This is a genomic window from Acidocella facilis ATCC 35904, assembly GCF_000687875.1.
GTDB lineage: Bacteria > Pseudomonadota > Alphaproteobacteria > Acetobacterales > Acetobacteraceae > Acidocella > Acidocella facilis.
Window position 1 is genome coordinate 1 of sequence record NZ_JHYG01000026.1, and the last position, 12655, is coordinate 12655.

Sequence of the window (12655 nt, forward strand, 5' to 3'; positions counted from 1 at the left end):
CTCATAGAGCTTGGAGAGCAGGTGGAAGAGCAGCGCGCCGCCTGACGGACTGAACGGCAGGTATCCGAGCTCATCGAGGACTACGAGGTCGAGGCGCAGTAGGCGTTCGGCCAGCTGGCCTGCTTTGTTCAATGCCTTCTCTTGCTCAAGCGCATTGACCAGATCAACGGTGGCAAAGAACCGGACCTTCTTGCGGTGATGCTCGACCGCCTGCACGCCCAAGGCGGTGGCGACGTGGCTTTTGCCGGTTCCGGGGCCACCGATCAGCACGATATTGTCGGCACCATCCATGAACTCGCCGCGGTGTAATTGCCGGATCAGAGCCTCATTGGCCTCGCTGGCGGCAAAGTCGAAGCCGGTCAGATCCTTGTAAGCAGGGAACCGGGCCGCCTTGATCTGGTAGGAGATGGACCTGACCTCGCGCTCGGCCATCTCCGCCTTGAGCAACTGCGAGAGGATCGGCACGGCCGCATCGAAGGCAGGCGCACCTTGTTCGATCAGGTCACCAACAGCCTGGGCCATGCCGAACATTTTAAGGCCGCGCAGCATCACCACCACGGCCGCACTGGCGGGATCATGACGCATGGCGCTGTCCCCTGTCACGAAGGGTGTCATAGCGCTCAACATTGGCTACCGGTTCTCGTGCCAGGCGCAGGGCCTGAGGGGCGTCGATCGGGGGCGCCGGCGGGGCCTTGCCGTCGGTCAGCCGGTGCAGAACGTTGATGATATGAGTCTTGGTCGCAACGCCGGCTTCAAGTGCAAGCTCGACGGCGCATAGAACGGCCTGCTCATCATGCTGGAGAACCAGGGCCAGGATCTCGACCATCTCCCGATCACCACCAGATCGCTTGAGCAGCTGGCCTTGCAGTTGCTTAAAGCCTTCAGGCAACTCGGCAAACGGCGCACCATTGCGCAAAGCCCCTGGTTTGCGCTGGATGACGGCGAGATAATGTCGCCAATCGTAAACCGTTCGTCCCGGCAGGTAATGGGATCGCTCGATGATCCGGGCATGCTCGCACAACACCTGTCCCTCGGCGGCGATAACGATCCGTTCCGGGTAAATCCGCAGGCTCACCGGCCGGTTGGCAAAGGATGCCGGCACGCTGTAGCGATTGCGCTCAAAGTTCACGAGGCAGGTCGGCGACACACGCTTGGTGTGCTCGACAAAGCCATCGAAGGGACGCCCTAGTGGCATCAGATGGCCCCGTTCAGCTTCATGCGCATCGGCGGTGGTGCCCGGCAAAACCCCATGCTGAATCTGCCCCCATTGCTCAATGCAGCGTGCCTCAAGCCAGGCGTTGAGCGCATTCAAATCAGCAAAACTGGGCAATGGTTGCCATAGCCGGCGCCGTGCATCCTGCACGTTCTTCTCAACCTGACCCTTCTCCCAGCCCGATGCCGGATTGCAAAAATCCGTCTCGAACAGATAGTGGCTGGCCATGGCGGCAAAGCGGGCATTGACCTGCCGGGCCTTGCCCGTGCCGATCCGGTCAACGGCGGTCTTCATATTATCGAAGATGCCACGCTGGGGAACGCCTCCAAGAACCCGGAACGCCTCGGCCAGGGCATCGAACAGCATCTCGTGGGTCTGCAGCAGATAGGCCCGGACGATAAATACCCGGCTATGCGACAGCTTGGTATGCGCCACCTGCAGCTTGGTCCGCTCGCCAGCAATCACCGCCCAGTCCTCGCTCCAGTCAAACTAGAACGCCTCGCCGGCCGCAAAGGCCAGCGGCACGAAGGTTCCGCGGCCGCTGGTCTGTTGTTCAAGCAGCCGATCAGCCGTCCAGCCACGGGCAAAGGCCGCGACGCGCCCATAGGAACCGTCATAGCCCAGCGCCACAAGATCAGCGTGCAACTGCTTTGCCGTGCGCTTTTGTTTACGTGATTTGCTAGCCTCCTGCCGAAGCCACCCCGTCAGCTTCTCAGCAAAAGGGTCCAACTTGCTTGGCCGATCGGGGAGCTTGAATTGCGGCTCCACCGCATCTGACCGCAAATATTTGCGGATCGTATTCCGCGACAATCCGGTACGCCGCTCAATCTCACGGATCGGGATATGCTGCCGAAGATGCCAGCGACGAATTACGCTCAATAACGCCATGTCGATCACTCCTAAATCCCCTGATCAAAGCCAGGGAGGGGTCAAAACATGGGTCAGGTCTCAGTGAAAATTCCGCGCCTAAAGGGTCAATTCTCAGTGGCACTCAACAGCCTCGACGTTGTGGGCGGAGCGCTGGCGCTCCCGGACGTGCGGCAGGTATCTGTCCCGGGCGAATTCCTCCACCGTGGGCACGGATTTGAGCTTCGCCTTCTCCGCCACCGGGTCTCCGCCCAGGCTGACCTCGGCCTTGAGCTGCTCGGCGCGCCTGCGGGCCTGGTCGACGGTGACGTCGCCGAGGCGGCCCAGCCGGACCTCGTGCTGGCGCCCGCGCGCGTCCTTGTACCGGAAGTAGAACGTGACGGTGCTTCTGCGCTGCTCGGCGATGAAGCCGACCAGCCGGTCGTCGAAGATGCGGGCCTTGGCCGCACCCTCCGGCAGGGGCGGCAGCTTCTGCATCATGGTGCGGGTGATCGTGATCGCGGCCATTGGTTTCCTTTCCGTTGGCTGGATGGATGAGGTGGATGGGCATGGGGGGCATCGGGGTCTTGGAGCTTGCCCGCCCGGTTGACGCGCTGGCATCTCGCCCAGGTGGACGTGCCGCTTCCGGCACCGGGCCGAGAGCGGCAGGTGGGCGATGCTCACCCGGCGGTGCTGTTGCGGCGGGCGTTCTGGATGAACGCTTCCAGATCGTCCTGGCGGTACCGGATGTAGCGGCCGGTGAGCCGGATGTAGGCTGGGCCGGTGCCGGCGCCACGCCAGCGCTCCAGCGTCTCCGGCGAGACGCCGAGCAGCTCCCCCGCCTGGCGGGCGGTGAGCAGCTTCATCGGCGCCGGCGGCTCGGCGGTCTCGGTGCTGGTGGCGATCTTGCTTGTCATGTCTGTCTCCATGTCTGGCGCCGGGGCGGGCTTGCCCCGGCTCGTCCATGGAGGTGTTCGACCGCCCAACTTTGCCGCCAAAGGCCAGCGCTGATCCGCGTTGGCCGGTGAGGAAGATGGCAGATCCGCGCTTGAAGGTTCAAAACCTCCAAGGCGCGTTGGCGATCAACCCGCGCAGCCCGCCGGTCGTCCTTTCCGCCCCTGCCCTATCCGCCCTCGCCGGATTCACCCGCCACCAGGCGCGCGATCCGCACGCGGCGAATTTCGGCGGCCAGAGCCTCGCGTACGGCGTTGCGGCAGGTCCAGAGCCGCGAGATGTACGGCGCCCGCGCGGCCCAATCCCGCAGCGCCTCGTCGGCAACGATGAGGAGCTGCTCAGGCACAATGCCCTCCTGGCGGCTTTCCGGATCCGGGCAGAGCTCGATCGCCAGATCGCCGCACCGCGCCTTGGTCCAGCGGTAGGGTGAGGCCACGCCGCCGGGGCAGAATTCCACCCCGGCGCCGAGCGGCTCGCCCGCCTGCATCTGCCTGACCGCCTTGCCCAGCGCCTCCAGCACGGCGAGCGCGCCGCCATCCGGCACCCGCGCATATTCCAGCGCCGCGCGCGCCTGCGCCACGAGGATCAACTGGCGCAAGGTCCAGCCCACCGGGGCGGAGCTGACCGTGCCGTACCGCACCGGCAGGCCGAAGCCGTCGCCGCCGGTGTCCAGCGCCACCGTCCAGAATTTCTGCTCCCAAAAGGCCTGCACATCCGCGTTGGTGAACAAGGCGAAGCGCTCGCCGTCTCCAGTGCGGCGCACGGCGACGATGGATTTCTCGTCGAAGTCGATCATTGGCCTGCGCCTCCTTCAGCGCACGCAACAGGCGTCGCCGTACTGGCGGATGATTCCGTTTCGGTTCCGTTGGACAGGTCAGACGGGCCGGCGCTGTCGACCTCGAACACCAGCCACAGGTCATCGCTTTCGACGGAGACAGCCACGCCCTGCGGAATCTTGAAAGCGTTGATTTCTTCTTCGTCAAGTGCATCGTTACGCAAGAAGAGGTCCGCCGGCTCGCGCACCGCGATGCCGAGCGTCTTGAAATACTTGACGATGCTGAGCGGGTCTTCGCCGGTGCGCACTGCATCGTCGAATTTGATCCGCTGCACGTCAGGCAACTTCTCGATGCTGGAATAGCGCCGCAGCAATTCCTCCAGCGTGTGGGTCTCGTGTCGGTCCATGTGATGGGGCTCCAGACGCGGGAAGCCCCGCCTTGGCGGGCGGGGCCTCCTGCTCGTTCGGGGTGGATGATCGCCCGGGCCGGCCTCGGCCTGGGCGAGAGCATCACATGCGGTTGACCGGCGGCGCCGATGCGCCACCCGGCTCAGCCCGGGGCCGGCTCTGCATCGCAATCCGCCACATGCGCCGCCCACCGCGCCTTCGCCCGCGCGGCTTCCAGCGCCAGCGCCGCGCGCACCTCACGGCGTGTTTCCCAGCAGCTCCGCCGCCAGGACGTAACCGGCAGCCAACTGGTCAGCGCCATGTCGATCAGGACCAAAAGCTGCTCTGGCGTGACGCCGCGCTGCCGCGCCTCCGCGTCAGGGCACAAGGCAATCGAGAACTGCCCAGCCCTGGCCAGGCTCCACGGGAACGGCGACGCCGGACTGCCCGGCGGCGCCGGCTCGAAGGAGACCGGCGGCACCGCCCAGCCATCCTGCGGCTCGCGGTGCATTGCGGCGGCGCGATCCAGATGGCGCACGATATCGGCCAAAATTGCTTCGCCGGAATGCGCCTGCTCGGCTTCGAATCTGGCCAGCGCCACGGCCAAAAGCTGGGTCACGCTCCAGCCGTCATACGGGCCGAGGATGGCAAGGCGGATGAACACGCCGCCGTCTGAGGTTTCGGCCGCCGCGCCCCAAAGGCGCAGCGGCCGGCCCGGGATCAGCTCGGTGGTGATGAGCGCGACGTTGCGCCCGGCGCTGGTCGCGCGCCACGCGACAACGTCGCGGCCGCTTCCGCCCCTGGCGGCGAACGCGGGCTTGGCGGATGCGGTCTGGGTGCCGGTTTCCATGGCCGCCTCCTTCATTTGGTGAAGACCGCCCATTGCCCATCCGTGACAAGGTAGACGGCAATTCCCTGCTCGACGCGGTAGGCTTCGATTTCCTCTTCGCCGGGATCGGCGCAGGCGCTGAGAAGATCTTCAAGGTTCTCAACCTTCCTGTCCAGATCGGCGAAGTATGGAAGCAGATGCAGAGGGTCGTCGCCGCGCGCCAGGGCGTCGGCCAGGCGCACATGCGGCACGTGCCGCGGCAGATCGTGGCCCTCCGCGTGCTGGCGGACCAGTTCGTCCAAGGTTCGGAGCTGGGCTGGGATTTGAGTCATGTCGGTGTCTCCAAGGCGCGGGATGGTCAGCCATCAAAGGCTGGCCGTTCCGCGCCGTCTGGGGTTGCTTGGCCCGCACAGCGCGGGCGGAGGCATGACATGCGGCCCAATCTGGGCACCGCCGCGCCCTGGTTGGCGAAGGCGGAGAACGGGCTGGCAGGGCGCCTTCAAGCGCCCTGTCATCCCGTTCCGGTCCACCGCCGGCCTTCGGTGGTTGAAGACCGGGAGAGACGGATCGCTCCCAACTTAGGCAAAAAAGTGCGGGCAACATGACACTGGGGAAGGGGAAGGCTTTTAAGAGCCTTCCCCTTCCCCAGTGTCATACCATCGCCCAGGCAGACGTGCCGTTTCCCCGCAAAAACCGCCCAAAGCCCAGGTGGGCTTGGCGCGGCATTTTTCATGGACGGGTTCCAGAGGACACAAAGCAGACCAGGACAGCCGAAAATCTGCACCGACAGGGCACCATCTTCCAGATGGCTCCATCCCGCCCCTGCCGCCAGATGACCACCTCGTAATGAACGGTGTTATTTACCCGCGCCGCCAGCCCGCCTAGGTTGCACCCGGTTCTATCGAGGGGCGAATGAATGGCCGGGAAGCCCGCGGCGCGATTGACGGACATGCACACCTGCCCGGCCAGCAATGGCCCCGTGCCGCATGTCGGCGGACCCGTCTCCGGTCCCGGCTGCCCGACCGTGCTGGTCGGCGGCTTGCCCGCCGCGCGCGTCTCCGACATGGCGGTGTGCGTCGGCCCGCCTGATACGGTGGCGATGGGCTCCTCCACCGTGCTGATCGGCGGCATGCCGGCGGCGCGGATGGGCGACCAGATGTCGCATGGTGGCGTCATCGCGCTGGGCTGCTTCACGGTGCTGATCGGCGAGAGCGGCGGCAGCGGTGGCGGCGGCAATGCGGGGGCGGTGGGCGCCGGGCCGGCCGCCCCGCCCTGCCCGCGCCAGGCCGCGGCGGCGGGCGCTCCCTTCATGAGCATGGGGTAGCATGGCGGCCGGACTTGCCGACATTCTGGCGGAATGGCCGCGCCCGGTCTTCGCCGTGCTAGATGGGGCGAAATATGACGATCTGCCCGCCTTGCTGAGGCAGATCGATATCGAGGCGCGCGCGCTGTTTCTGGAATATCGCGGCAATGCCGGAATCGTGCGCGCCGGCCCGCATCTGGCGCTGCTGAACGAGCGGCGGCTGCGCAACCTGCTGCGCATCGAAGGCATCGAGGATGCCGCCGTGTTCTGGCGGGTGGAGGCGCCTGACGAGCCCGCCCTCTACCGGCATCTGCGCACACTGAACCTGGTGGAGATTCCAGCCCCGCCGCCGGCCCAAGGCGCTGCGCCGGACCCGTTCGCGCCGGCGCAGCGGACGGTGATGTTCCGCCATTGGGACCCGGGCGTGCTGGCGATGATCCTGCCGGTGCTGACCCCGGCGCAGCGCGCCCGGCTGTTCGGCCCGGCGGCGGCGCTGGCGGTCGCGGCGCCGGAGGGGGCGTTGCAGGCGAAGCGCCGGGCGGACTGGCCAGAGCCCGCCCGCGGTCGGCTGGTGCTGGACGATGGCCAGATGCAGGCGCTCTCCGGGGCGATGACAGCGCGCTCGCACCGGGCGATCGCTTCCTGTCTGCGCGACGCCGCACCGGAGCATACAAGAGGCATGGATGAGGCCGGGCTGCTGGGTTTCATTGCGCGGAGTGAGGCGCAAGGTCGTGCGCTGGGCCTCAACACCGAACGCGGGCTGGGACGGTTCTCGTATCTGATGCTGTTGACCAAGGGGCAATTCAGCGGCACTGCCGAAGTACGGGCGGCTCTGGCTCAGGGGCCAGGCGGCCCGGACGAGGCGATAAAATCAATGATGCAAGCCATGGCGTATATCATGTCGCGCGAGGGGCGTTCCTGGTGAGTGCTTTTGCGGGGGCTGAAACGGGCGGAGAAATTGGTGCCGTCGGCGGACCGATTGGGGTTGCGGCTGGCATCGTTGTCGGTGCAATCGTTGGGACGGCGCTTGGCTATGGGGCTGCGAAACTGGGGCAAGCCATTCATAACGCCAACGAGAAGGCCGACGAGCAACTCAAGGACTCTGACGCTTCTGAACCCTGTTTGGAATGCGGCGACGCGCTCCCGTGCTTCAACACGCCCGCCGGACAGAGCGAGGCGGAGACAAAGAAGCAGTTGCAGGAGCAGCAGGACCTGATCAACAGCCAGACGCCGCAGCAGATGCAGGACAGGCTGGATGCGGCTAGCCAGCGCAAGGCGGACACGGGCAGCTACAGGCCCGAGGGAGATGCCGCGAAGCGGGCTGAGACGAGAGAAGACTTTCAGCAAAAGCGTTCGACCGAACTTAGGAGACAGTACAAGGAGCAAGGATATGGCGCGAGAGAAGCCAAGCAGATGGCCGAAGCCCAAACCGCCGAAGAAATGAAGCAATTGGATGCCACCCATGCCCTGGACAGCATCGCCGGCGGCGGGGAGGATGACCCGATGGGGATGGGCAACAGTTCGGTCAACCGCTCGCTCGGCTCACAATGGAAGAGCCGTGTGCAGACGCTGAAGGACGCGGTGAAGAAGGCTTTGCAGCGCGGCGACGAGAAGATGAATATCAGGCTTGAACCCTGTGAGGACTGACACGACCATGACCAAGCTCAATGAAGACTTCCTGTACTGCATTGAGGAATTTGGCCCACCCGCCGATGGAGAGCCGGTGCCCGCAGAGGTGCGGGAAGCCTACCGGGGCCGGGTTCCGCAGTCTATGCTGGACTTCTGGGAAGAGTACGGTGCCGGGACTTGGCTCGATGGCCGCTTCCAACTCGTGCGCCCGGATCGCTACCAGAGCTTAGTCAATCTGATCCTCAAGGGTGACCCGGACTTCCCCGCCGAGAGCTCGGTGTTGATCGGGTATGGTGCGTTCGGGAAACTTCTCATCTGGAACAACAAAAATTACGCCTTGAGTATTAATTTGGTACACAAATATGCTTACACAGATCACATTTCTCCCAAACACCCAGTCTTGGCAGCAGATCGTTCTCTTCCAACGGATCTAAGTGGTGTTGATTCAGGAAACGACTTTTTCGAGCACGGGACAGCGAAGCCACTCTTCGACCGAGCACTGAAGAAGTGCGGGAAGCTATCCTACGGCGAATGCTACGGGTTCTTCCCGGCGGTCGGACTGGGCGGTCTCGGTGTGCTGGACGAAGTGCGCAAGGTCCGCGCCGCGGAACACTTCGCCATCATCGCCCAGCTAGAACCGATTGAGCTACGATACATGGACACGGAGAACCCCAAGATCGTCGTCCTGCGGCGGCTGGGCGCAGGCTGAGAGCAGAGGCCTGCCGTTCAGAGGCATTTCTCCAAGGCGAAGTTGCGCCAATGTTAGACCGCACCGGCATGGCCGCCAACCGATGGAAACGCTCCGGCCGCTGGGCCTGACCGCCCCTCCAGCTTCCCACCGACTTCCCCTCACAATCCCCTCGGGCGGGTGGCGGCGAAGAGCGGCAGATTGGAGCCAACAGGGGGTGCAGCCCACATCCAACATGACCGCCGGCATGGCCAAGCGGGGTCATTCGCGGCCCGCAGAGGCGAGCAAGGGGCCTCGAAATTTCGTTTCGAACCTACTACGAATCTGAGGGTCAGGAGTTCGAATCTCTTCGAGCGCGCCAATGAATTCATTGAAAATCAAGCGAAAGCGGGCCGGTCCACATGGACCGGCCCGCTGGCGTTTTGGGGCCGCCCACCACTATCCCCTCAACGGCCCCGGAACGCCGCACTTCGCCCGGTGGGAAGCCCACTTGGCAGCCCGCACCCAGCGAGGAACGTGGATGACAAGGAACCTCGCGACCAGTCGAGCAATTTGAACATCGCGGATACAAGCCCCCGGCACCATGTTGAAACGGGCTTTGATGGTGACTTTCAAATAGTCGAGCCGATACGAATGAAATCCAGAAAGGCTCGAAGCGGCGCCGGCACCAACCTACGGCCTGGATAATACAAAAACGGGCCGCTGAAGCTCTGCCACCAATCTTCCAACACCGGTTGCAATTGCCCACTGTCCAGATAAGGCCTCAACCACCCCTCGAAGAGGTGGATAACGCCGAGGCCGCGCACCGCCGCGTCCACCGCCAATTCCACCGCTGCGCCCAGACGCACCAACAACGGCCCGCCGGGTTCCACGCGCAGCAGTTCGCCATCGCGCTCAAACTCCCAGACCGGTATCGTTCCGCTCGCAAACTGCCCGCGCAGACAGGCGTGATTCAAAAGTTCACGCGGATGGCCCGGTTTCCCATGGGCCGCCAGATAGGAGGGTGCCGCCGCAGTGGCGAAGCGCTGCACGCGCGGGCCGATAGGGACGGCGATCATGTCCTGCTCCAGTCGCTCGTCGTAACGGATTCCAGCGTCACAACCCGCCGCCAGCAGGTCCACGAAACCGTCCTCCACCATAACCTCCAGCTTGATGTCGGGATAGGCTTGCAGAAAGGGGGTAATGATCTGAGGCAGCACCAGCCGCGCGGCGCTGCCCGGCACGTTCAGCCGCAACGTGCCCGCCGGACGGTCGCGGAAATGATTCACCACATCCAGAGCCGCCTCCACCTCGCCCAGCGCCGGGCGCAACCGCTCCGCGAGGCGCGCCCCAGCCTCCGTCGGTGCCACTGAGCGCGTGGTACGATGGAGCAATCGTACGCCCAGCCGCGCCTCCAGCCGGCGCACCGCCTCGCTCAGGCTGGAAGCCGGAACGCCACTCAGCCGTCCACCCTCACGAAATCCGCCGGCCTCCGCCACGGCGAGAAAGGCCATGATGTCCTGTAAACCCGACTTCATTGTCCGAAAATCCGTACAGCCTGTACCGATTTGATCTACTTATCGCGCATTCCGTCAACCCTTAGCTCTTGCCCGTATTCATCGCAGGAGGCAGGAATGACCAATCTAGACCAAGCCGGAACCTATCAACTCGGCAACCGGATTGTGCGCCGCATGGGCTATGGTGCCATGCAGCTCGCTGGGCCTGGCGTGTTCGGCCCGCCCAAGGACCGTGCCGCCGCCATCGACGTGCTGCGCGCCGCCATCGAGGCTGGGGTGAACCATATCGATACCAGCGATTTCTACGGCCCGCAGGTGACAAACCAGATCATCCGCGAGGCGCTGCACCCCTACGAACCAGAGCTGACGCTCGTCACCAAGCTCGGCGCCAGGCGCGGGCCAGATGGCGCCTGGCTGCCCGCCAATAGCCCGAGTGACCTCACCCAGGCGGTGCATGACAATTTGCGCAATCTGGGGCTGGATTACATCGAGGTCGCGAATATGCGCCTATGGGGCGATGACGGCCATGCCCCTGCGGAAGGCACGGTGGAGCCTTATTTCACCGTGCTGGCGGACCTGCAGCGCCAGGGGCTGATCCGGCATTTGGGCATCAGCAACGCCACGGCCAAACAAGTGGAAGAGGCGCGCACATTCGTGCCTATCGTCTGCGTGCAGAACCATTATAATCTCGTCCACCGCGACGATGACGCGCTGGTGGATACGCTGTACCGCCAGGGCATCGCCTATGTACCCTTCTTCCCGCTGGGCGGTTTTTCCCCGTTGCAATCGGAGCGGCTGAATAAGGTAGCGTCGGAATTGGGCGCCACGCCGTTGCAGGTGGCGCTCGCTTGGCTGCTGGCGCGTTCTCCCAATATCCTCCTGATTCCTGGCACGTCTTCGGTCACGCATCTGACCCAAAATCTTGGGGCGGCCAATTTGCGCCTGCCGCCGGAAGCAATGGCGGCACTCAATTCTTTCTGAGAGAGCAGCCGCCGTTGATCACAATCGCTGCTCAGCGCCCGGAGAGACACTCCTTGCTCCCGCTAAACCTCCATGCAACCGTACCGCCGAACGCGGGAGGGGCGCATGGAGAGCTGGCGAAGCTGGTACCTGAACTTGTCGTCTCCGACCTGCAGGCGAGCCTGCGCTTCTGGCGAGACCTGATCGGCTTTTCCGTGGCGTACGACCGGCCGGAGGACGGCTTCGCCTATCTGGACCTGGACGGCGCCCAGGTCATGCTGGAGCAGCGTGATCCGGGGGAGCGCCAGTGGGTGACAGGACCGCTTGAGGCGCCGCTGGGCCGCGGCATCAACTTCCAGATCGAGGTGCCGGCGCTCCGGCCCATTCTGGGCCGCCTGGCCGGAGCCGATTGGCCGCTGTCATGGTGCCTGAGGAGGCATGGTACCGCGCCGGCGAGGTCGAGGTCGGCCAGCGCCAGTTCCTGGTGATGGACCCGGACGGATACCTGCTCAGGCTGGCCGAAGACATCGGCGAGCGACCAGCAATCTGCCGCCCTGCCCCGGTGGCCGGACAACAGCCGGTGTTTGAGCGACTGACACATGCTGACTGGAGCGTGAGCACGGCCAAGCGTTGGTCCGCTTCAGCGAGGCGACAGGATGATCGCTGGCTTGTGGAAGCCCCTGAACCCGTCGGCAATGTTGCCGCCTTCGTTGACGCCGCCTTCGCGGATGCAGCCATCCAGCGCGTCCTGCTCGGCTTCGATTTCCCCATCGGCGTGCCGATTGCATACGGCGCCCAGACCGAATTCCGCAGCTTCCGCGAAATGCTATCCGCACTGAGCGGCGAAGCCTGGAGCCGTTTTTCCGAGGTGGCCCGGCTGCCGACGGAGATCGGACTTACGCGCCCGTTTTACCCGCTTATGTCCACCAAGGGCGTCTCGCGCACGGAGCTGGTGGCAGGCCTGGGCGTGGCCAGCTTCGACGATCTGCTCCGGGTCTGCGAGCGCTGCACCGAGCACCGCCAAGCGGCATGCTCCCTATTCTGGACCCTGGGCGGCAACCAGGTAGGCAAGGGCGCGCTCACCGGCTGGAGCGAGGTGATCCGGCCAGCTTTGCTGCGGGGCTCGAAGCTCTGGCCGTTCGACGGCACGCTGGAGGAATTGGCGCACACACCCGGCGTGGTCCTAGCCGAGACCTATCCCGCTGAGGCCTACCGCATGGCCCGGGCAGCCTTTCTCCCGGGGCAGAGCAAACGGCGCCAGGCAGACCGGCGAGGCAAGGCCGAAGCTGTCATGGCCCGGGCCTTGCGGATTCCGAGGCAAGCCGGCCGGGGATTCCGATTTGATGTCGGCCACCATTCCGAGATGAAGCCGGCCAGGATTCCGATTTAAATCCGGCCACCTGGCGGGGCTATTTCCGGCGTTTTCGGGTGGGTCAGCAACTCGGGCATTTGCGCCTCGTGAACACTCACGGGGAGAGACGGATGCCGGCGAAGAGAGAGCTGACGATGAGGCAGATACGATACACATTACGTCTGGCCAGCGAGGGCATCAGCGCGCGTGCGATCGGGCGGATG

15 protein-coding genes and 1 pseudogene are annotated in these 12655 nt (G+C 64.7%); 7 read left to right on the forward strand and 9 right to left on the reverse strand.

Features of this window, described 5'->3' with window-relative positions:
- The 8 genes and pseudogenes from T331_RS0116050 to T331_RS0116085 all read right to left on the reverse strand — a co-directional run.
- The coding region (locus tag T331_RS0116050) for an ATP-binding protein (protein WP_035180515.1) at nt 1–585 on the reverse strand (585 nt) is incomplete at its 3' end.
- A pseudogene (gene istA / locus T331_RS18765) lies at nt 575–2101 on the reverse strand (IS21 family transposase). The pseudogene istA and the gene T331_RS0116050, both read right to left, overlap by 11 nt.
- Nucleotides 2102–2194: 93 nt before the next feature.
- On the reverse strand, nt 2195–2587 hold the full coding sequence (locus T331_RS0116060; protein ID WP_026440759.1) for an Arm DNA-binding domain-containing protein: 393 nt from the start codon (nt 2585–2587) through the stop codon (nt 2195–2197).
- 152 nt (nt 2588–2739) lie between these two features.
- Nucleotides 2740–2976 carry a helix-turn-helix transcriptional regulator gene (locus T331_RS0116065; protein ID WP_155992760.1) on the reverse strand — a complete coding sequence of 79 codons (237 nt, stop codon included), beginning with the start codon at nt 2974–2976 and terminating at the stop codon, nt 2740–2742.
- Nucleotides 2977–3182: 206 nt separating this feature from the next.
- Nucleotides 3183–3809: a hypothetical protein gene (locus T331_RS0116070; protein ID WP_026440761.1), complete on the reverse strand. Its 627-nt coding sequence runs from the start codon at nt 3807–3809 to the stop codon at nt 3183–3185.
- Nucleotides 3806–4195: a hypothetical protein gene (locus T331_RS0116075; RefSeq protein ID WP_026440762.1), complete on the reverse strand. Its 390-nt coding sequence runs from the start codon at nt 4193–4195 to the stop codon at nt 3806–3808. The genes T331_RS0116070 and T331_RS0116075 overlap by 4 nt, the downstream gene beginning before the upstream one ends.
- 143 nt (nt 4196–4338) lie before the next feature.
- On the reverse strand, nt 4339–5058 hold the full coding sequence (locus T331_RS0116080) for a hypothetical protein (RefSeq protein ID WP_244876992.1): 720 nt from the start codon (nt 5056–5058) through the stop codon (nt 4339–4341).
- Entirely contained in the window at nt 5037–5306 is a 270-nt protein-coding gene (locus tag T331_RS0116085; RefSeq protein WP_026440764.1) for a hypothetical protein, read from the reverse strand. The genes T331_RS0116080 and T331_RS0116085 overlap by 22 nt, the downstream gene beginning before the upstream one ends.
- 614 nt (nt 5307–5920) lie before the next feature.
- Here T331_RS0116085 and T331_RS19665 point away from each other — a divergent pair.
- The 4 genes from T331_RS19665 to T331_RS0116115 are packed head-to-tail and all read left to right on the forward strand — an operon-like array spanning nt 5921 to nt 8645.
- Nucleotides 5921–6328, forward strand: a complete 408-nt coding sequence (locus tag T331_RS19665) for a PAAR domain-containing protein (RefSeq protein ID WP_081822299.1) — start codon at nt 5921–5923, stop codon at nt 6326–6328.
- Between the two features lies 1 nt (nt 6329).
- Complete coding sequence (locus T331_RS19290) at nt 6330–7232, forward strand: DUF4123 domain-containing protein (RefSeq protein WP_051622445.1); 903 nt, start codon at nt 6330–6332, stop codon at nt 7230–7232.
- Nucleotides 7229–7954 carry a polymorphic toxin type 15 domain-containing protein gene (locus T331_RS19295; RefSeq protein WP_051622446.1) on the forward strand — a complete coding sequence of 242 codons (726 nt, stop codon included), beginning with the start codon at nt 7229–7231 and terminating at the stop codon, nt 7952–7954. The genes T331_RS19290 and T331_RS19295 overlap by 4 nt, the downstream gene beginning before the upstream one ends.
- A 7-nt stretch (nt 7955–7961) precedes the next feature.
- Entirely contained in the window at nt 7962–8645 is a 684-nt protein-coding gene (locus tag T331_RS0116115; protein WP_026440766.1) for a GAD-like domain-containing protein, read from the forward strand.
- 590 nt (nt 8646–9235) lie between these two features.
- Here T331_RS0116115 and T331_RS0116120 read toward each other — a convergent pair.
- Nucleotides 9236–10141 carry a LysR family transcriptional regulator gene (locus tag T331_RS0116120; RefSeq protein WP_026440767.1) on the reverse strand — a complete coding sequence of 302 codons (906 nt, stop codon included), beginning with the start codon at nt 10139–10141 and terminating at the stop codon, nt 9236–9238.
- A gap of 96 nt (nt 10142–10237) precedes the next feature.
- Here T331_RS0116120 and T331_RS0116125 point away from each other — a divergent pair, with 96 nt between their 5' ends.
- From T331_RS0116125 to T331_RS20500, 3 genes are read left to right on the forward strand one after another with little or no spacing between them, the layout of a single operon-like run.
- A complete protein-coding gene (locus T331_RS0116125) occupies nt 10238–11101 on the forward strand; it encodes an aldo/keto reductase family oxidoreductase (RefSeq protein ID WP_026440768.1) in 864 nt (287 codons plus the stop codon).
- 53 nt (nt 11102–11154) lie between these two features.
- Nucleotides 11155–11568: a VOC family protein gene (locus T331_RS18780; RefSeq protein WP_244876993.1), complete on the forward strand. Its 414-nt coding sequence runs from the start codon at nt 11155–11157 to the stop codon at nt 11566–11568.
- On the forward strand, nt 11502–12470 hold the full coding sequence (locus tag T331_RS20500; RefSeq protein ID WP_244876994.1) for a VOC family protein: 969 nt from the start codon (nt 11502–11504) through the stop codon (nt 12468–12470). Before T331_RS18780 ends, T331_RS20500 begins: the two co-directional genes overlap by 67 nt.
- Nucleotides 12471–12655: the final 185 nt, after the last annotated feature.